The 18,260-nt window shown below is 39.5% G+C and carries 18 protein-coding genes; 16 read left to right on the top strand and 2 right to left on the bottom strand.

Going from position 1 to position 18,260, the window contains the following annotated elements; translation table 11 throughout:
• The first annotated feature begins 46 nt into the window (after nucleotides 1–46).
• The gene (locus M9R32_RS14500) at nucleotides 47–436 is read left to right on the top strand and encodes a gamma-glutamylcyclotransferase family protein (RefSeq protein WP_269927462.1); all 390 of its coding nucleotides are present in this window, start codon (nucleotides 47–49) and stop codon (nucleotides 434–436) included.
• A gap of 31 nt (nucleotides 437–467) precedes the next feature.
• On the opposite strand, the gene M9R32_RS14495 is transcribed toward M9R32_RS14500, so the two are convergent.
• The gene (locus tag M9R32_RS14495) at nucleotides 468–1,013 is read right to left on the bottom strand and encodes a DUF3267 domain-containing protein (protein ID WP_269927461.1); all 546 of its coding nucleotides are present in this window, start codon (nucleotides 1,011–1,013) and stop codon (nucleotides 468–470) included.
• A gap of 171 nt (nucleotides 1,014–1,184) precedes the next feature.
• Between M9R32_RS14495 and rpsF the strand changes: the two genes are divergently transcribed.
• The 10 genes from rpsF (at nucleotide 1,185) to M9R32_RS14445 (ending at nucleotide 10,574) form a co-directional block, all read left to right on the top strand.
• Nucleotides 1,185–1,475, top strand: a complete 291-nt coding sequence (rpsF, locus tag M9R32_RS14490) for a 30S ribosomal protein S6 (RefSeq protein WP_016428923.1) — start codon at nucleotides 1,185–1,187, stop codon at nucleotides 1,473–1,475.
• A gap of 56 nt (nucleotides 1,476–1,531) precedes the next feature.
• The gene (gene ssb, locus M9R32_RS14485) at nucleotides 1,532–2,038 is read left to right on the top strand and encodes a single-stranded DNA-binding protein (RefSeq protein ID WP_269927460.1); all 507 of its coding nucleotides are present in this window, start codon (nucleotides 1,532–1,534) and stop codon (nucleotides 2,036–2,038) included.
• Nucleotides 2,039–2,097: 59 nt separating this feature from the next.
• Nucleotides 2,098–2,334 carry a 30S ribosomal protein S18 gene (rpsR, locus tag M9R32_RS14480; RefSeq protein ID WP_016428921.1) on the top strand — a complete coding sequence of 79 codons (237 nt, stop codon included), beginning with the start codon at nucleotides 2,098–2,100 and terminating at the stop codon, nucleotides 2,332–2,334.
• Nucleotides 2,335–2,581: 247 nt separating this feature from the next.
• A complete protein-coding gene (locus tag M9R32_RS14475) occupies nucleotides 2,582–3,523 on the top strand; it encodes a YybS family protein (protein WP_269927459.1) in 942 nt (313 codons plus the stop codon).
• Nucleotides 3,524–3,535: 12 nt separating this feature from the next.
• Nucleotides 3,536–5,512 (top strand): DHH family phosphoesterase, encoded by a 1,977-nt coding sequence (locus M9R32_RS14470; RefSeq protein WP_269927458.1) that lies wholly within the window; start codon nucleotides 3,536–3,538, stop codon nucleotides 5,510–5,512.
• Entirely contained in the window at nucleotides 5,509–5,958 is a 450-nt protein-coding gene (gene rplI / locus M9R32_RS14465; RefSeq protein ID WP_269927457.1) for a 50S ribosomal protein L9, read from the top strand. Before M9R32_RS14470 ends, rplI begins: the two co-directional genes overlap by 4 nt.
• A gap of 12 nt (nucleotides 5,959–5,970) precedes the next feature.
• Nucleotides 5,971–7,332 (top strand): replicative DNA helicase, encoded by a 1,362-nt coding sequence (gene dnaB, locus M9R32_RS14460; RefSeq protein WP_269927456.1) that lies wholly within the window; start codon nucleotides 5,971–5,973, stop codon nucleotides 7,330–7,332.
• Nucleotides 7,333–7,691: 359 nt separating this feature from the next.
• A complete protein-coding gene (locus M9R32_RS14455) occupies nucleotides 7,692–8,978 on the top strand; it encodes an adenylosuccinate synthase (RefSeq protein ID WP_269927455.1) in 1,287 nt (428 codons plus the stop codon).
• 89 nt (nucleotides 8,979–9,067) lie between these two features.
• Nucleotides 9,068–9,991: a hypothetical protein gene (locus tag M9R32_RS14450; RefSeq protein WP_269927454.1), complete on the top strand. Its 924-nt coding sequence runs from the start codon at nucleotides 9,068–9,070 to the stop codon at nucleotides 9,989–9,991.
• Nucleotides 9,981–10,574, top strand: coding sequence for a hypothetical protein (locus tag M9R32_RS14445; RefSeq protein ID WP_269927453.1), 594 nt, complete (start codon nucleotides 9,981–9,983; stop codon nucleotides 10,572–10,574). The genes M9R32_RS14450 and M9R32_RS14445 overlap by 11 nt, the downstream gene beginning before the upstream one ends.
• 53 nt (nucleotides 10,575–10,627) lie before the next feature.
• Here the strand turns inward: M9R32_RS14445 and M9R32_RS14440 are convergent, their stop codons facing one another.
• Nucleotides 10,628–11,539 (bottom strand): YitT family protein, encoded by a 912-nt coding sequence (locus M9R32_RS14440; protein ID WP_418936251.1) that lies wholly within the window; start codon nucleotides 11,537–11,539, stop codon nucleotides 10,628–10,630.
• Nucleotides 11,540–11,893: 354 nt separating this feature from the next.
• Between M9R32_RS14440 and M9R32_RS14435 the strand changes: the two genes are divergently transcribed.
• The 5 genes from M9R32_RS14435 to M9R32_RS14415 all read left to right on the top strand — a co-directional run bounded on the left by M9R32_RS14435 (nucleotide 11,894) and on the right by M9R32_RS14415 (nucleotide 18,255).
• The gene (locus M9R32_RS14435) at nucleotides 11,894–13,369 is read left to right on the top strand and encodes a M23 family metallopeptidase (protein WP_269927452.1); all 1,476 of its coding nucleotides are present in this window, start codon (nucleotides 11,894–11,896) and stop codon (nucleotides 13,367–13,369) included.
• A 228-nt stretch (nucleotides 13,370–13,597) separates the two neighbouring features.
• Nucleotides 13,598–14,305 carry a response regulator YycF gene (yycF, locus tag M9R32_RS14430; RefSeq protein ID WP_269927451.1) on the top strand — a complete coding sequence of 236 codons (708 nt, stop codon included), beginning with the start codon at nucleotides 13,598–13,600 and terminating at the stop codon, nucleotides 14,303–14,305.
• A 5-nt stretch (nucleotides 14,306–14,310) separates the two neighbouring features.
• The gene (gene walK / locus M9R32_RS14425) at nucleotides 14,311–16,134 is read left to right on the top strand and encodes a cell wall metabolism sensor histidine kinase WalK (RefSeq protein ID WP_269927450.1); all 1,824 of its coding nucleotides are present in this window, start codon (nucleotides 14,311–14,313) and stop codon (nucleotides 16,132–16,134) included.
• Nucleotides 16,125–17,456, top strand: coding sequence for a YycH family regulatory protein (locus tag M9R32_RS14420; RefSeq protein WP_269927449.1), 1,332 nt, complete (start codon nucleotides 16,125–16,127; stop codon nucleotides 17,454–17,456). Before walK ends, M9R32_RS14420 begins: the two co-directional genes overlap by 10 nt.
• Nucleotides 17,434–18,255: a two-component system regulatory protein YycI gene (locus tag M9R32_RS14415; RefSeq protein ID WP_269927448.1), complete on the top strand. Its 822-nt coding sequence runs from the start codon at nucleotides 17,434–17,436 to the stop codon at nucleotides 18,253–18,255. The genes M9R32_RS14420 and M9R32_RS14415 overlap by 23 nt, the downstream gene beginning before the upstream one ends.
• Nucleotides 18,256–18,260 lie beyond the last annotated feature (5 nt).

Here is an 18,260-nt window from a genome sequence, read left to right as displayed (position 1 = left end):
GGCTGACCCTTTTTTTGAATTTCTTAGATAATTGAGGGGAGTTTTCATGAAATTATTTGCTTATGGAACATTGTTACAAGGAGAGTGCAATCATCATGTTCTCGAGGAAGCTAAACTGTTATTTAAAGGTCTAACCCTTCAAGCAATTATGTACGATACAGGGAATGGTTATCCCGCAATCGAGCTAACAAAGGATTCACTGGTGATTGGGGATGTTTATGATGTACCTGATCATATGTGGGCAAGTCTAGATGAGCTAGAAGGCTATACAGGGGACCCTAAGAGAGATCTTTACACGAAACAAATGGTGCACATCCAAACGGAATGCGGCGTCCTGGATGCCGTTGTGTACACCGTATGTGATGAAAAGATGAAGAAAGTCGTAATTCCATCTGGAGACTGGATTGCTTATCGAAAAGCTCGTGACAATAAGTAAAGCTGCTCCATTTCGAATGAGAGCAGCTTTATTATTCTTCAAACACATATAATTTTGGTCTTTCAGGATCATCCTTAATCCAAGCATCATTTCGAACAGTACGTAGTTCCTTGATCATGGCAAAATCTCCTGCGGCACCGGCAATTAGCCAGGCACCTAATAAAACGAGAAGTGGGCTATTGATGAAAATACCAATGACAGCCGGTAATACACCAGTTATCCAAAATGGCAGGATTAACACTTTTTTCATTGCTTTATTTTGAACTGGTTCAGTACTTGTCGCGTAGGCAACTCCCAGTTTCAAATTAATACCGTAGTCAAGTGAATGCCAAGGAACGTTAGCAAATATAACAAAACCAATCAGATGTGTTGCTTCATGCAAAACAATGAAAATGATATATCCAAAGACGAATAGGAATAATCCAAGCCAGGATGGATGATACGAAAAATCTTGATGCGCAATACTATTTAATAGTAAAAGCATGACGCTTAAGACGACAGTTAATACTAAGCTTGTTTTTCCGATTTTTTGAATGTCCAAGTCAATGATTTTAGTGGGCGTATCTAAATCTTTCATAATTTCACCTCATAATAGGTAGTATAGCTGAAAAGTATAAGTTGTCTATTGAATCAGTAGTTGCACGTGGTAAGCGTGTGTGATACAATCAATTGATGTGAGTAATGAACGTTACTTACTCCTTGCCTACTGTCAACAGTCAGGCCTAAGTCCATAAGGAGGTGCAAAAAGATGAAAAAGTACGAATTAATGTACATCATTCGACCAACAATCGAAGATGACGCGAAAAAAGCTCTTACAGCTCGTTTCGACGAAATCTTGACTACGAATGGTGCTGAAATCATCGAGTCTAAAGAGTGGGGCAAACGCCGCTTAGCTTACGAAATCAATGACTTCCGCGAAGGTTTCTACCAAATCGTGAAAGCAAACGCTGATTCAAGAGCAATCGATGAATACATCCGTCTTGCTAACATTAACGAAGATATTATTCGTTTTGTAGCTGTCAACGTAGAAGATAAATAAGAATTTAACTTCGAGTATATTCGAAACAATTTGCAGACGAGGGAGGTTGCATTCTGATGATTAACCGAGTCGTATTAGTCGGAAGACTGACAAAAGATCCGGAGCTTCGTTATACACCAAGTGGCGTAGCGGTTGCGCGTTTTACACTAGCTGTAAACCGTTCATTCTCTAACCAGTCAGGTGAAAAGGAAGCGGATTTTATTAACTGTACTGTTTGGAGAAAGCCAGCTGAAAACACAGCTAACTTCCTGAAAAAAGGTAGTTTGGCAGGTGTCGAAGGGCGCATTCAAACGGGGAGCTATGAAGGCCAAGATGGAAAGCGTGTTTACACGACTGAAGTCGTAGCAGATAGTGTTCAATTCCTTGAACCACGCAATAGTTCTGGCGGAGATCGTCCACAACAAGGACAACCTTATGGTGGCGCTTCAAACCAAAACAATCAATATTCATCTTATCAACAGAATCAATCACCAAATCAGCAAAACTATACACGTGTAGATGAAGATCCTTTCTCTTCTGGAAGCGGCCCAATCGAAGTATCAGACGACGATTTACCATTCTAAGATGAAACGACTTTAATGCACAACCAAAATAAAACCAAACACTAAGGAGGCGAAACGATATGGCACCACGTCGCGGAGGCAAAAGACGCAAAAAGGTTTGCTATTTCACGTCTAACAATATTACGCATATCGACTATAAAGATGTTGATTTGCTTAAAAAGTTCGTATCAGAACGCGGAAAAATTCTTCCACGTCGAGTTACTGGAACAAGCGCGAAATACCAACGCAAACTGACTTCAGCAATCAAATTATCACGCATCATGGCATTACTTCCATTCTCTACTGAAGAGAGATAAGAAATGTTATGAACGCTCAAAAGACCGGGAAACCGGTCTTTTTTTAATGTCTTTGATTTTGAACTTTTGTTGCATCTTGTACGACATGATACAATAGAAGATAAAGTTGTTCATTACTTCTCTAAAAAATTTCATAAGTAGTGAAAGAGAGAAAACCAGTTGAATTAGTAATTGATATTCGCTAATGAATATAGGTTTGGGATATTAGATAATGAATTCATGTTTTTTAAGTTAGGAAGGATTTCGAATGCCAAATGATCAAACGAAACAGCTGACATTGGGTGCAATGATGATTGCGCTGTTTTCTATTTTGTTGGCTGTTTCTTTTTATGTGCCTGTTTTGAATTTGATTACCGCGCTTTTTATTGCTCTGCCAATCGCGTGGTATAGTGCGAAGTTTAATCGATCAGCTTCCATTTACGTGGCTGTATTATGTATAGGGATGTCCTATTTTATTGGTGGTCTCTTGGCCATTCCATTTGCACTGATACATGTCTTGCTCGGCTTCATTATAGGAGATACACTTCGTTTGAAGAAAAGTAAGCTTTTTATGTTAATGGCTACTGCCATTGTGCTGCTTGTCACGATTGTTATTGAATATGTACTTGTAGTGCTAGCTTTTAATTTCAATCCCGTAAAAGAAATGATGGCATACTCGAAAGCTCAATATGACCAAACGGGTGCGTTCCTGGAACGTTATAATGCTTTGCCAAAAAATTATGATCAGACCATAGCGGATACTTTGTTCATGTTTGAAACGGTCTTCCCGTCTCTACTTATACTTGGAGTTTTCACGTTCGTGTTAGTATTTATCAATATTCAGCTTCCGGTTTTGAAAAAGTTAGGCATAGAAGTACCCAAGTTTCCGGCAACGAGACACATGCGGTTACCTAAGTCCATATTATGGTATTACATGATTGTGATGATCGTTACTTTATTCGTGGAGTTAGAACGAGGAACATACGCCTTTATGGTATTTGCCAACGCAACTCTGATCATCCGTGTATTGCTTACATTACAAGGTATATCATTCATTCATTTCTACATACATGAAAAAGGATGGCCAAAATGGGTTGCCATTGTTGGAACTATTTTAGCATTTCCTTTACAATCGTTTACGTTACTTTTAGGTGTATTCGATTTAGGTTTCAATATTCGTTCCTATGTCACAGACAAGAACAGAAAGTAAGGAGCTGAACAAATGTCAGCATTCTTTAGAAAAAGACCCATTCGTGTCCCTTTATTTTTTCTATCATTGCTCGGCTTAATAAGCACGCTTTTGCTCCTGTACTGGCAAATTTGGATAGGTAGTGTACTTGCTGCTCTATTCCTTGTTGTCCTGGTCATTGGCTGGCAAATGGAGAAGCGTTTATACGAAGAGACCGAAAAACATATTGAAACACTCTCTTACCGGATGAAACGGGTAGGGGAAGAAGCATTACTCGAAATGCCCATCGGAATATTATTGGTTAATGAACATTGGACCATTGAATGGGCGAACCCATATATGTCGAGGGAGCTTGAATTTGATTCACTTATTGGCGAAGAGCTATTTACGCTGTCAGATGAATTTCATTCACTTGTAAAGCAAGAAGATAATAAAGAACAGACAATCAGTTTGTCAGGGAAGAAATTTAAAGTGTTTTATAAACAAGAAGAAAAACTTCTTTATTTCTTTGATATTACTGAGCAAACAGAAATCGAGACGCTGTACTATTCAGATCGCAGCGTAATCGGCGTGTTATTCATTGATAATTACGATGAACTGGCACAGGGGATGGACGACCAGACACGCAGTCAGTTAAATAGTTTGGTAACGTCCCTCGTTAATAACTGGGGAGCGGGCCATGGCATTTACGTCAAACGGATTTCATCTGACCGGTTCCTTGCTGTATTAAATGAATCCATTTTACTGGAACTTGAAAAAACGAAGTTTGCCATTTTGGATGATATAAGAGAAGCAACATCCAAATTGAATTTGGCTTTAACATTAAGTATTGGTGTTGGTGCTGGATCGTCCTCATTAGTTGAACTTGGCGAACTTGCACAGTCAAGTCTCGATTTGGTACTGGGACGTGGCGGAGATCAAGTAGCCATTAAACAACCGAGTGGAAAAGTGAAGTTTTACGGTGGGAAAACGAACCCGGTCGAGAAACGAACGAGAGTTAGAGCACGCGTTATTTCACATGCGTTGCGTGATTTAATTCAGGATAGTGATCAAGTATTTGTCATGGGGCATCAATTGCCCGACATGGATGCGATTGGTGCTTCTATTGGAGTACGTAAAATGGCAGAGATGAATCAAATTAATGGCTATGTCGTAGTGGATTTTGATGGACTAGACCAAAGTGTGACCAGGTTAATGGAAGAAGTGAAAAACAAGCCACAACTATTTGAACGCTTTATTTCACCTGAAGAAGCTTTATCTAAATTAACCGATCGCACATTGCTGGTTGTTGTAGATACACATAAACCGAGCATGGTTATAGATGAAAAACTGTTGAATCGTGCTGAAAAAGTAGTAGTGATTGATCACCATCGCCGCGGAGAAGAGTTTATATCGAATACAATGCTTGTTTACATGGAGCCATATGCATCATCGACAGCAGAGCTTGTAACAGAATTGCTCGAGTACCAACCGAAACATGATAAAATAACGATGCTTGAAGCAACCGCTATGCTTGCCGGTATCATTGTCGATACAAAGAGCTTTACCCTTCGAACAGGTGCACGAACGTTTGAAGCAGCCTCGTATTTACGTACTAACGGCGCAGACACCGTGCTGGTTCAACGCTTACTAAAAGAAGATATTGAAACTTATATAGAACGCTCAAAAATCGTCCAAACGGTTGAATTTTTCCGTGATGGCATTGCGATTGCGCATGGGGAAGAATCAAACCTTTATAGCCAAGTCCTTATTGCGCAGACCGCAGATATTTTACTGACGATGAAGGGTGTATCTGCTTCGTTTGTAGTCGCAAAAAAGAACAATGGAGATATAGGCATCAGTGCTCGTTCTCTAGGTGAAATCAATGTCCAATTAATTATGGAAAAACTCGGTGGCGGTGGTCATTTGACCAATGCTGCTTGTCAGATTCATGATGGGGAAATTGAAAGTGCTATTGAACAACTAAAATTAGCAATCATTGAAATTGTTGAAGGAGGCCAACCAACATGAAAGTAATTTTCTTAAAAGATGTTAAAGGCAAAGGAAAAAAAGGCGAAATCAAAAATGTAGCAGATGGATATGCACATAATTTTTTACTGAAAAACAATTTAGCGACTGAAGCGAATCAAGCGACAATCAGCGCATTAGATGGTCAAAAACGTAAAGAAGATAAACATGCGGAGCAAGTGCATGAAGAAGCGAAAAAGTTAAAAGAGAAATTAGAGCAAGTTACGGTTGAATTGAAAGCAAAATCAGGTGAAGGCGGCCGTTTGTTTGGTTCGATTACAACGAAACAAGTCGCGGAACAACTTCAGAAAACAACAGGAATTAAAATCGATAAACGCAAAATGGAATTAGACGATGCTATTCGTGGACTTGGCTATACAAACGTTCCAGTTAAATTACATCAAGAAGTAACAGCAACACTGAAAGTACACGTAACTGAAGAATCGTAAGGAGAGACGTCAATGAGCGAGCCCATGATGGACCGGATACCCCCTCACAACCAAGAAGCCGAGCAGTCCGTGATCGGGGCAATCTTTTTAGAGCCTCAAGCGCTCATTACGGCTGCAGAAATACTGCAATATGAAGATTTTTATCGCGTAGCACATCAGAAGATTTTCCAGACGATGAACCGCCTCAGCGATCAAGGTAAACCGATTGACGTTGTCACAGTGACGGAAGAGTTGGCATCTAAGAAAGAACTTGAAGATGTTGGCGGACTTTCGTATTTAACGGAAATTGCAAATTCAGTCCCAACTGCTGCTAACATTGCGCACTATGCACGGATTGTTGAAGAAAAAGCATTGCTGCGACGATTGATTCGAGTAGCGACCAATATCGTTGAAGACGGCTTTACCCGTGAGGATGAAGTCGAAGCTTTGCTGTCAGAAGCCGAAAAGAAAATGATGGAAGTTTCCAATCGTAAAAATGCGGGAGATTTCAGACACATTAAAGACGTGCTTGTCCAAACGTATGACAATATTGAACTTCTACATTCTCGTAAGGGAGACATTACGGGTGTTCCAACAGGATTCCGTGACTTAGACCGCATTACAGCCGGTTTCCAACGGAATGATTTAATTATTGTAGCAGCACGTCCCTCTGTTGGTAAAACAGCGTTTGCGCTGAATGTAGCGCAAAACGTAGCAACGAAGACGGAAGAGAACGTAGCCATCTTCAGTTTGGAGATGGGTGCTGAGCAACTGGTCATGCGTATGCTTTGTGCAGAAGGAAATATTGATGCTCAAGTTTTACGTACGGGTGCATTAACCGCTGAAGATTGGCGCAAACTAACAATGGCGATGGGGAGTTTATCTAACGCAGGTATTTTTATCGATGATACACCAGGTATTCGGATCAACGAAATCCGTTCAAAATGCCGTCGATTGAAACAAGAATATGGACTTGGCATGATTTTGATTGATTACTTGCAACTGATTGTAGGAAGCGGGAATGGGAAAGAGAATCGTCAGCAAGAAGTCTCGGAAATTTCCCGATCATTAAAATCCCTTGCACGTGAGCTCCAAGTGCCGGTTATCGCCTTGTCACAGCTCTCCCGTGGTGTAGAGCAACGTCAGGACAAGCGTCCGATGATGTCCGATTTACGTGAATCAGGAAGTATTGAGCAAGATGCCGATATTGTCTCGTTCCTATATCGTGAGGATTACTACGATAAAGAAACAGAGAATCAAAACATGATTGAAATCATTATCGCAAAACAACGTAATGGTCCGACAGGGACGGTAACCCTGGCTTTCGTAAAAGAGTTTAACAAATTCGTTAACATTGACTGGAGCCAGCACCAACAACCAACCCCGGATTACTAAGGAAAGAAGGCTAAAATCCCGACATCCTGTCGGAACGCCTTCATGACCCACATCCTGTGGGCCCAAGCGTAGCAGGCCGAGATAGACCGGCTCCGACGTTGGAATAACTGAATCGAAAACCTGTTTTCGCATGAAGTTGTGAAACGGAGGTGCGGTCTGGCCAGCGGAGCTAGACATAAAGAAGCTTAGCAACAAATATCTCTAAAAAGGGATTGATGCAAAAACACGAACGATAAATGTCTGAAAACATTTTTCCGTTCGTGTTTTTTCTTGTTTTTGGTTGACTTAACCAGTTTCGGTTGATACAATAACACTGTTTGATTCAGGACGCTTGATAGCGTCTGACGGAGGTGCTGATTATGACATCAGTTGTAGTAGTAGGAACACAATGGGGAGACGAAGGTAAAGGGAAAATTACCGACTTCCTATCCGAGAATTCAGAAGTAATTGCACGTTATCAAGGTGGGAATAATGCAGGACACACCATTATTTTTGGTGGAGAAACGTATAAGCTTCACTTAATCCCTTCAGGTATTTTTTATAAAGACAAAATTTCAGTAATCGGTAACGGTATGGTTGTCGATCCGAAAGCATTAGTGAAAGAGTTAAAAGGATTACATGACCGTGGGGTAACGACAGAAAACTTACGTATTTCTAACCGCGCACACGTCATTTTACCTTACCACTTGAAGCAAGACGAAGTGGAAGAAGCTCGTCGTGGTGCAAACAAGATTGGAACTACAGGTAAAGGTATTGGACCAGCTTACATGGACAAAGCAGCACGTGTAGGTATTCGTATGGCCGATTTACTTGATAAAGAAGTGTTCGAAGAGAAACTTGAACGTAATTTAGAAGAGAAAAATCGTTTATTCGATAAGTTCTACGAAACAGAAGGTTTTACAAAAGAAGAAATTCTTGAAGAATATTACGGTTACGGGCAAGAAATTGCTAAGTACGTAACGGATACATCTAAAGTGTTGAATGATGCACTTGATGAAGGTCGCCGCGTATTGTTCGAAGGCGCACAAGGCGTAATGCTTGATATCGACCAAGGTACGTATCCATTTGTAACTTCTTCAAACCCAGTAGCTGGTGGTGTTACAATAGGTGCTGGTATTGGCCCAACGAAAATTCACCACGTAGTTGGAGTATGTAAAGCTTATACTTCACGTGTTGGTGACGGACCGTTCCCAACGGAATTGTTTGACGAAGTCGGCAACCAAATTCGTGAAGTCGGGAAAGAATACGGTACAACAACTGGCCGTCCACGTCGCATTGGTTGGTTTGACAGCGTCGTCGTGCGTCATGCTCGTCGCGTGAGTGGTTTGACGGATTTAACCGTCAATTCGATTGATGTGTTGACTGGTTTAGAAACAGTGAAGATTTGTACAGCTTACCGTTACAACGGTGAACTGATTACAGAATACCCAGCGAACTTACGTATGCTGGCTGACTGTGAACCTGTTTATGAAGAATTGCCAGGCTGGAGCGAAGATGTGACATCTTGTAAATCGCTTGATGAGCTTCCTGAAAATGCGAGACACTACCTGGAACGCATTTCACAATTAACAGGTGTTCCAATTTCGATTTTCTCAGTAGGACCAGATCGAAATCAAACAAATATTATTGCGAGCGTTTGGCGCTAAATTTTATTGAACGGGAAAAGGAAACTTTTCCCGTTCTTTTTCGTATGTAAAAGTAAAGTGAATTTTCTTTCGATTTAAGGAGGTAATAGATGAAGAGGTTTTGGTTTTGGGGGGCGCTACTGGCAATCATAGCATCTTGGACGATTAATATATCCAATTACGAAGCAAAATTTTTGGATAAACCCATTGTTCTAAAACATTATATTGATCGGCAAATGGACCAGACGCATTTATTTAAAATATACTATGTGACCAATAAAAATAATCCAGCGATTCTTCAAACGATTGAAGTAGGGGGGCAATCGATTCCCAATGTTTCATCGAGCAATGACATGTGGTTATATGGCAATAATAATTCGATATATAACTCACCAAATATCGTTCAGGAGTTCAACCAACATCTTTTGCTAGAAGCCGAATTTGATCCTTCCATGCTTCATTTTGAAGGCGAAGAAATTAAGCCCTATTTAGGGACCAATGTATTCTTACAATTTAGTGATGGAACGGCTGGACACTTTGACATCGGAGAAATTCGAATCACACCGTCAATGCCCTCACAAAATCCTAAATTGAATAGCATCTCGACTGGAGGCACTTCAGACGGTCTTCATTCCAGCATATATTCTGCAGAAGAAAAGTTAACAATGAATGAATTCATTGTGCCAGAAAATATTGCGAAGGATGTACAAGTGAAATTACAGTATGAAGGAGAAAAAGCCCGAGTTCCTGATCCTATCTATCAAGCAGATGTTATGCCTAATTGGGGCGATATAAACCATCCACTTGCCAAAGACGTAAAATGGCCAATCGAATTGGCATTACAAGGCAGTGTCGGAGTATACATTCAGATTGAATCCACAAATAATAAAGCCATCGATGCGTTGGTTCCATGGGAAGGGAAAACGGCTGATGGTGAGACTTTCACGTCGTTCTTTCCATTGCTTCATATACCACAGCTGACAGATGAAGACTTAAAGAACTTGATGGAGGATGAGGTGAATGATGGCAAATAGAAGAGGATTTAAGTATATGATAATTGGATTTTTACTGATCCTGCTAGATGTTCATATTTTTTTCGATATTCTCCCGGACCCACTGGGGTATATTTTGATTGCCTCTGGAATACAACAAATTGCCACAAGAAAGCCGAACGCAAAAAACGCCGAATTGACTGCGTATTTTTTGATGGCTCTGTCCATCCCAACACTCTTTCTATCCACTGAAGTACTTAATCAAATGCAAGACAACAATACAGGTTGGCTTCTGTACGGATTAAGTGTCACACTGGTTGACTTAATATTAATGTATTTTGTATTTCGTATGCTGATACATGAAGTAGACTATCCAATCGACCCTGACGAAAAACAAAAAAGCGCAAGAAAAATGATGATTATCTACATGACCATTGCACTTACTACAGCGTTTATACACCCATTTTTGATTAATATGAAACAGGATTTCCAGTCAACAGTTACGGTGATAACAATTTTGTTAATGCTCACTGTTCATATTGCCTTTATTATTCTTCTGCGTAATCTGCAGAAAACTTTCCCACCAGACCTGGGTCGTGTGTATCCAGAGGAACGACCTAATTAAAAATGCGCTGTCCCTATTATGGGGCAGCGCATTTTTGTATATAGTTCAGAGTTTTAGTGGATATTGCGTTTCTTAAATCGACCGCCACGTACTTCGGCTATATTGCCAATCGCCACAAATGCTTGTGTATCTATATCTTCTACAATCGTTTTTAATTTGGCTTCTTCCAAACGAGTGATCACTGTAAAAATGATTTTTTTATCATCCCCAGTATATGCGCCTTCACCATGCAAATACGTTACCCCACGGCCAAGACGATCCATAATGGCTTCACCGACTTCATCGACGAAATCACTAATGATGTAGACCGATTTAGATTCATCCAATCCTTGAATAACAATATCAATAGTTTTATAGGCAATGAAATAAGCAAGTACAGAATACATAGCTTGTTCCCACGTAAATACAAAACCTGCAATAGTAAAGATCATTAAGTTGAAGAACATAATGATTTCCCCAACGGAGAATGCAGTTTTCGTGCTGAATAAAATGGCCAAAATTTCTGTTCCGTCCAAAGAGCCACCGTATCGGATGACAAGACCTACACCAATACCAAGTACGATTCCACCAAAGACGGTAGCCAATAATAAGTCATCTGTAAAACGGGCAACAGGGTGTAAAAAGTATGTACAAATTGAAAGAACTGTAATTCCTAAAACAGTAGATAAAGCGAATGTTTTACCGATTTGTTTATAGCCGATAAAAAAGAAGGGAATGTTCAACAGGAAGATAAATAGTCCGATTTGAAGACCAGTTAAATGAGACAATATGATGGAAATACCGACAATTCCACCATCTAATAATTGATTGGGAACGAGGAATAATTCAATACCCATCGCCATAAATACGGCACCGACAATAATCATAATAATACGTTTAGCGATGACGGCTTTAGACGCCCTTCGATGTGAAGAGGAAGGTTTTGGGATCGGGATTCCTTGTCGCTGGAGTTGTTCATCAGTCAAGTGGAATACCTCTTTTCGCAATAGATACACTAATTATACTGCATTTCGGATTTTACAGGTAGGAAGTCAACCTGAAGCGGGATTAAATGACAAAAATCTACTAAAAAAAGAATGAAGAGGGTATAAAGGTAGAATTTAAATGTGGAATTTTCAAATAAAATGAGAGAAAAGGTTATTTTTATTTACAAATTTAAACAATTAAATGCAATTGATGGTAAGAATGAGTCATTTTCTTTACAATATGCCATTTCTTTACCAGTAGGAAAAAGGATGTGTTAAATTAAAGGGGCGTGAAATTTTTCACAATAAAAGAACCATTCGTTTGACGGATGAAATTTTGAGAGGGGCTTTATCATGCATTTGAAAAGGAATACTGGTGATGGGAAGAAGATTTCATCCGACCGCAAGCCAAACCGCACATCAAATATAATGAAAAAAGCAGCCATAACAGCAGTGCTTGCTTCAAGTTTTACATTTAATATCGGTTTTGCAAAAGACAATGAGGAAAGTCAATTGCAGAAAATTTTTCATATATATGCTAGTGGCGAATATGTAGGTACGGTTTCAGATGAAAAAGCAGTAAAAGAGCTTGTTGACGAAAAGATTACAGAGTCAAGCTCCCAGTACGATGATCTTAAACTAAGTGGATCAAATTTATCCATCATCTCAGAACAAGTTTTCAATTCAGAAACAAATGATGCGAAAACATTAGAAAAGCTAGACAAGTTGGTAACTGTCGCAGCAGATGCATTTGCATTATCGGTCAATGACGAGATTGCCGTCTACGTCAAAGACTTGGAATCGTATCATGAAGTTGTTCGCAAACTCAAACTTCAAACTGTTACTGAAAAAGAACTCACCGAATTGGAAGCTCGAAAAGATTCTACTGACTCTTTACCACCATTGAAGAACAATGAAACACGAATTTTGGATATTAATATAAAAGAATCGATTTCTGGCGTAACGAAACAAGCAAAACCAGAAAAAATCTTAACTGTGGATGAAGCAGTGGAATATCTACAAAAAGGTGTATTGGAAGAGAAAACATATACTGTACAATCAGGTGACGTGTTTAGCAAAATTGCAGCATCACATAATTTGACTACAGCAGAGTTATCGAAGCTGAACAAAGGCACGAATGAAAATAGCTCTCTCCAAATTGGAGAGAAACTGAAAGTTACAGCCTTAAAACCTCTAGTAAACATTGAAGTTGTTCGCGAGAAAAAAGTGACAGAAGCCGTTCAATTTGAAAATCAAGTACGCGAATCAAAAGACATGCTTAAAGGTGATACCAAAGTCATTCAAGAAGGCAGCAACGGCGCCAAAGAACTGACTTACGTGATTCGTGAGCAAAACGGGACACGCGTAGGTAAATCAATTAAAAATGAAGCAGTTGTAAAAGACGTGAAAAATAATATTGTCTTAAAAGGTATTAAAGTCATTCCATCTCGTGGGTCTGGGAAGTTCGCATGGCCGGCAGAAGGTGGCTACATATCGAGTGAGATGGGTCAACGATGGGGACGAATGCACCGCGGAATTGATATTGCTAGACCAAGTGGTTTTGCAATAAAAGCTGCTGATAACGGTGTAGTGAAATTTGCCGGAACAGACGGATCATTCGGTAACAAAGTGATAATCGACCATAAAAATGGTTATGAAACATTATATGCTCATTTGGCATCAATTAATGTCAGCGTGGGACAAACTGTTCCAGTTGGCGCAAAAATAGGTGTGATGGGTTCAACAGGAAGATCTACAGGTACACATTTGCACTTCGAAGTGGAACATAATGGTGTAAACGTAAATCCTCTTAAATATTTAGAGAGATAATATACTCTTAGCCGGTCAATTCGACAGAATTGGCCTTTTTTTTATATACATCGACAAAGTAGTGGTATTTTCTAAATAATCTTGTCGAAATATTGCCCGGGAAATATTCACCATACCGATTCCTCTAGCCCATAGGTGCGCAACAGGGTAAACCGTGATAGAGTAAGTAGTATAAAGAGGTCAATTCATATTTATATAGATAGATGGCAAGAGAGAGGATGACGAAGAATGAGTAAAACAATATTAGTAGTAGATGACGAGAAACCGATTGCGGACATTCTACAATTTAATTTAAAAAAAGAAGGCTACAACGTTGTTTGTGCTTATGACGGAGATGAAGCTTTAGCAAAAGCTGAAGAAATTAAGCCTGATTTGATGTTATTAGATATTATGTTACCAAATCGTGATGGGATGGAAGTTTGTCGTGAGATTCGTAAAAAATATGACTTTCCTATTATCATGCTGACGGCGAAAGACTCAGAAATTGATAAAGTACTTGGTTTGGAACTAGGTGCAGATGATTATGTAACCAAACCATTCAGCACACGTGAATTGATTGCTCGCGTGAAAGCCAATATGCGTCGCCATCAAACGGTGCAGTCAGAAGATGCAGAAGAAGCGTCAAATGATATTATGGTAGGTTCTTTAATTATCCAGCCAGATGCTTACTTAGTGTTGAAACGAGACGAGTCCATTGAATTGACTCATCGGGAATTCGAATTACTTCATTACCTGGCAAAACATATTGGACAAGTGATGACGCGTGAACATTTGCTGCAAACTGTTTGGGGTTATGATTATTTTGGAGATGTTCGAACTGTAGACGTAACCATTCGTCGCCTTCGTGAAAAAATTGAGGATAACCCAAGTCACCCTGCATGGATAGTGACTCGTCGCGGCGTAGGGTATTATTTGCGTAATCCTGAACAGGAGTAGACAGAATGCAAAAGGTAGGCTTTTTTAAATCGATTCACGTCAAAATCGTCCTCGTTTACATTTTGCTTATTATTTTGGCAATGCAAATCATCGGATTATATTTTGCTCGTGAGTTAGAAAATACGCTTAAAGACAGCTTCACTAAATCCATTGAAGAACGCGTGGATTTGGTGGAGTTTAGTGTGCGTGAAGAAATTATCAAAAAGCGTGGAGAAGAAGATTTCACGTTAGAACAAAGTTTACGTTCTGTTCTATTCAGTATTCGTTCGGAAGATATCAATGAAATCAGAGTAATAGATCCTAATTTTCGTATTTTAGCTACTTCTGAAACGACGAATCAATCTATTGTTGGCCAACGTTCCACTGATCCAATTGTCCGTCGCTCTATATCTTCTGAAACACCTGAAAATTCCATTTCATTGGATCCCCAAAAAGGCGATCGTATATGGGTTCTCGCTTCACCGATTACAGATCAAGGTGAAATACTCGGTACGATTTACTTGGAATCCAATATTGAAACTGTTTTTGAGCAAATGAATGAAATTAACCAGATTCTTGCTGGTGGTACCGCAATGTCGCTTGCCATCACAATTATATTGGGGATATTAATCGCCCAGACCATTACACGACCGATTTCCGATATGCGCAGACAAGCTCAGGCTATGGCAAAAGGGAACTTCTCTCGCAAAGTACGAGTTTACGGGAACGATGAAATCGGACAACTGGCGATTGCCTTCAACCATTTGACCAATCGTTTGCAAGAAGCACAGTCAACTACGGAAGGCGAACGCCGCAAACTGGCTTCAGTTCTTTCGAATATGACGGATGGCGTAATTGCGACAGATCGGAAAGGTCGCATCATTTTAATCAATGATCCTGCACTAAGACTGTTGAGAGTTTCAAGAGATTTAGTGGTACATCGTCCTATTTCATCCGTTCTCGGAATCGAAGCGCAATATACATTTGAAGACTTAATTCATATGAAGGAATCCATTAATTTGGACTTCAGTTCACCTGAACGTCCATATATTTTAAGAGCGAATTTCTCGGTCATTCAAAAAGAAACAGGATTCGTTAACGGATTAATCACAGTTCTTCATGATAATACCGAACAAGAGAAGATTGATATGGAGCGTCGTGAATTCGTAGCAAACGTATCACATGAACTTCGCACACCATTAACAACAATGCGTAGCTATTTAGAAGCACTAGCGGATGGTGCTTGGCGTGACAAGGATTTAGCACCGTCCTTCCTAAATGTTACACAGACGGAAACTGAGCGCATGATTCGTTTGGTTAATGACCTGCTGCAGTTATCTAAAATGGATAGCCGAGATTACGATTTAAATAAAGAATTTGTTGAGTTCAATAAATTCTTCAATCGAATCATTGATCGTTTTGAAATGTCAAAATCCCAGCAAGTCCATTTCAAACGTTTATTGCCAGATTCACAATTCTTCGTGGAAATTGATGCTGATAAATTAACACAAGTTATTGATAATATCATTTCCAATGCCTTGAAATATTCGCCAGACGGCGGAAACATCCGTTTTGGCATTATCGTGCAAGAAGGATTCTTAAAAGTCATGGTATCAGATGATGGTATGGGGATTCCAAAAGAAAATGTAGAGCGGATTTTTGACCGTTTCTATCGCGTGGACCGCGCACGTGCAAGGTCAATGGGTGGCTCAGGACTTGGATTAGCTATTGCCCGGGAAATGATAGAAGCTCATGGTGGAGCCATTTGGGCAGAGAGTGAAGAAGGACACGGTACAACGATATTCTTTACGTTGCCATTTGAGTTAGATGAGGCAGGTGAATGGGATTGAAGTATGTAGAGCAAATAAAATCGATCGTCCTGACGTTGCTAGTTGTGTTAAGTGTGTCATTGACGTTTACAATTTGGACCTATACACCTACCTATGAGACCATTCAACATGCGCCAGTATTGAATATATCAATTGCTGAACAACAGCGAGTAGATGACGTAATCAAACCTTACAAAATGATTGCGAGCCGGGAAGACAACATGACGGGATCGATGTCTCCATTTGATCTGGAACGTGTGGTTAATGTCATGAAAAATTGGGAAATCAGTGATCTGACTTTAGAGACTAACAATTTAAGTGCAGTAGAATTAAATGAATTGATTCATTCACATAATCGCTATACATTGTTTTTCCCGGATGATGTGCCTTTTCCGGTGTACGACATCATACTGCCATTTTCGATTACAAACCCGCCTGAAAATGGATTTGATCGTTTGATTGTCAATTGGAATCGAACTGAAAATGGTGAACTGAAAATTTATTTTGCCAGTTCGAAATCCAAAACACTGTATTCAGCAATCGCTGGCAATGTCGATATGAATGTACTGAAACAAAAAATTGTATCGCCTACGGCTGAGTTTGCGAAATTCACGGAAATTCAACGCAAAGGCAAGTCTTCCTTATTTGTATCAGCTCAAGATGTTGAGAGCATTCGTTATACGTATTACTTGAAAGAAATTGATACCAATCGTTTTAGGGAAGCACTATTCAGTGACCCGAACTTGATTCGCCAAAGTCCAGTTGGTGCCACAAATGAAGAATATTCGGATGGTACTTCATTGATGAATGTGAATTTACTTGAACGCACATTAAGTTTTGTTAATCCATCTGCTGAAACATTTGTGCCTGCGGTTCCTTCCAAGTTGGTATTTGATAGTTTAGATTTTGTTAATGAACACGGTGGCTGGACAGATGAATACCGTTTTGCCAGCATCAATCCGGACAATCAACAAATAGATTATCAATTGTATTTATTGGGTTATCCCGTATTTAGTGATGAAACATCTACAAAAATCACTGCATTTTGGGGCGATCCAGGCATTTATCGCTATTGGCGACCTTACTATACCCTTGATCTGTCATTACCATTTGATACAGTGATTTCGACCTTACCTTCAGGTGAGAAAGCTTCGCGTGTTATGAAAAACGTCAACGAACTTGATTTTAACAATGTCGATGAGATTACGACTGGTTATTACTTAACACGCGATAATGACCAACGATTACTGATACTGGAACCGTCGTGGTTTTATTTATCAAACAATCAGTGGTCTCGCATTTCATCTGACGTTTTAGGAGGTGGGAAGTTTGGATTGGAATAAAACCAAAACCATCTTCATTATCGTTTTCTCGATTTTAAACGTCTTTTTGTATTCGCTTTATGTGGATCGATACAAAGAAGCCCAAAAGGTTGAAATACTCGGTGAAACAACAATTGAAGAACGGCTACAAGCTGATAATATCCGATATGAAAGTGCACCTGAAAATACACTAAAAGAATCATATGTCTCTGGAAACGTTCGCGTCTATTCCCCTGAGGAATTAAAACCAGTAGAAAATCAAAAGTATGAGATTTTTAATCGTACGGAACTAGTGGCGACATTGGAGAAACCCGTAGCTTTAGTAAATTTGGATGACTCAACAACTTTTAAGGATTTTGTTAATAAGCATGTTTTTGAAGGAATGTCTTATGAATTATTTGATGTCGATCTTGAGGGCAAAAAAGCCGTGTTCTTTCAAACAATCAATGATCGCCAAATATACTTTAATCAAAATGCACTGCTCACAATTTATTGGAATGAAGATAATGAAGTGTTTAAATATGAGCAAACAGCCTTTGAAGAATTGGATGATGATTTTGAGCAGACTGAAAACTTATTGCCAGATGAGCGTGCAGTGGAAGTTTTATACCAGCGAAATTTATTAAAACCAAATTCTACAATTACAAAAATCAGTTTAGGCTATTCGACTCTTGTCCAATTAACAGAAACGCAAGTGTTTGCACCGACTTGGCGAGTTCGTGTAGAATTGCAAGATGGTACAATAGAAGACTATTTTGTAAATGCGGTTGAAGGAAAGATTATCGAATTTAACAAAGAGTCCGAGGAAATAGAAGAATAAGGAGT

Origin of the sequence: Paenisporosarcina quisquiliarum (assembly GCF_027563315.1) — a bacterium.
In the GTDB taxonomy this organism is placed as follows: domain Bacteria; phylum Bacillota; class Bacilli; order Bacillales_A; family Planococcaceae; genus Paenisporosarcina; species Paenisporosarcina quisquiliarum.
The sequence above is the reverse complement of the archived record's forward strand: the minus strand, read 5'-3'. Positions and strand labels throughout refer to the sequence as shown.

What these genes read in the sequence shown, in the direction of transcription:
- M9R32_RS14500 (WP_269927462.1), top strand. Translation starts at nt 47, where the DNA reads ATGAAATTATTTGCTTATGGAACATTGTTACAAGGAGAGTGCAATCAT.
- M9R32_RS14495 (WP_269927461.1), bottom strand. Translation starts at nt 1,013, where the DNA reads ATGAAAGATTTAGATACGCCCACTAAAATCATTGACTTGGACATTCAA.
- rpsF (WP_016428923.1), top strand. Translation starts at nt 1,185, where the DNA reads ATGAAAAAGTACGAATTAATGTACATCATTCGACCAACAATCGAAGAT.
- ssb (WP_269927460.1), top strand. Translation starts at nt 1,532, where the DNA reads ATGATTAACCGAGTCGTATTAGTCGGAAGACTGACAAAAGATCCGGAG.
- rpsR (WP_016428921.1), top strand. Translation starts at nt 2,098, where the DNA reads ATGGCACCACGTCGCGGAGGCAAAAGACGCAAAAAGGTTTGCTATTTC.
- M9R32_RS14475 (WP_269927459.1), top strand. Translation starts at nt 2,582, where the DNA reads ATGCCAAATGATCAAACGAAACAGCTGACATTGGGTGCAATGATGATT.
- M9R32_RS14470 (WP_269927458.1), top strand. Translation starts at nt 3,536, where the DNA reads ATGTCAGCATTCTTTAGAAAAAGACCCATTCGTGTCCCTTTATTTTTT.
- rplI (WP_269927457.1), top strand. Translation starts at nt 5,509, where the DNA reads ATGAAAGTAATTTTCTTAAAAGATGTTAAAGGCAAAGGAAAAAAAGGC.
- dnaB (WP_269927456.1), top strand. Translation starts at nt 5,971, where the DNA reads ATGAGCGAGCCCATGATGGACCGGATACCCCCTCACAACCAAGAAGCC.
- M9R32_RS14455 (WP_269927455.1), top strand. Translation starts at nt 7,692, where the DNA reads ATGACATCAGTTGTAGTAGTAGGAACACAATGGGGAGACGAAGGTAAA.
- M9R32_RS14450 (WP_269927454.1), top strand. Translation starts at nt 9,068, where the DNA reads ATGAAGAGGTTTTGGTTTTGGGGGGCGCTACTGGCAATCATAGCATCT.
- M9R32_RS14445 (WP_269927453.1), top strand. Translation starts at nt 9,981, where the DNA reads ATGGCAAATAGAAGAGGATTTAAGTATATGATAATTGGATTTTTACTG.
- M9R32_RS14435 (WP_269927452.1), top strand. Translation starts at nt 11,894, where the DNA reads ATGCATTTGAAAAGGAATACTGGTGATGGGAAGAAGATTTCATCCGAC.
- yycF (WP_269927451.1), top strand. Translation starts at nt 13,598, where the DNA reads ATGAGTAAAACAATATTAGTAGTAGATGACGAGAAACCGATTGCGGAC.
- walK (WP_269927450.1), top strand. Translation starts at nt 14,311, where the DNA reads ATGCAAAAGGTAGGCTTTTTTAAATCGATTCACGTCAAAATCGTCCTC.
- M9R32_RS14420 (WP_269927449.1), top strand. Translation starts at nt 16,125, where the DNA reads ATGGGATTGAAGTATGTAGAGCAAATAAAATCGATCGTCCTGACGTTG.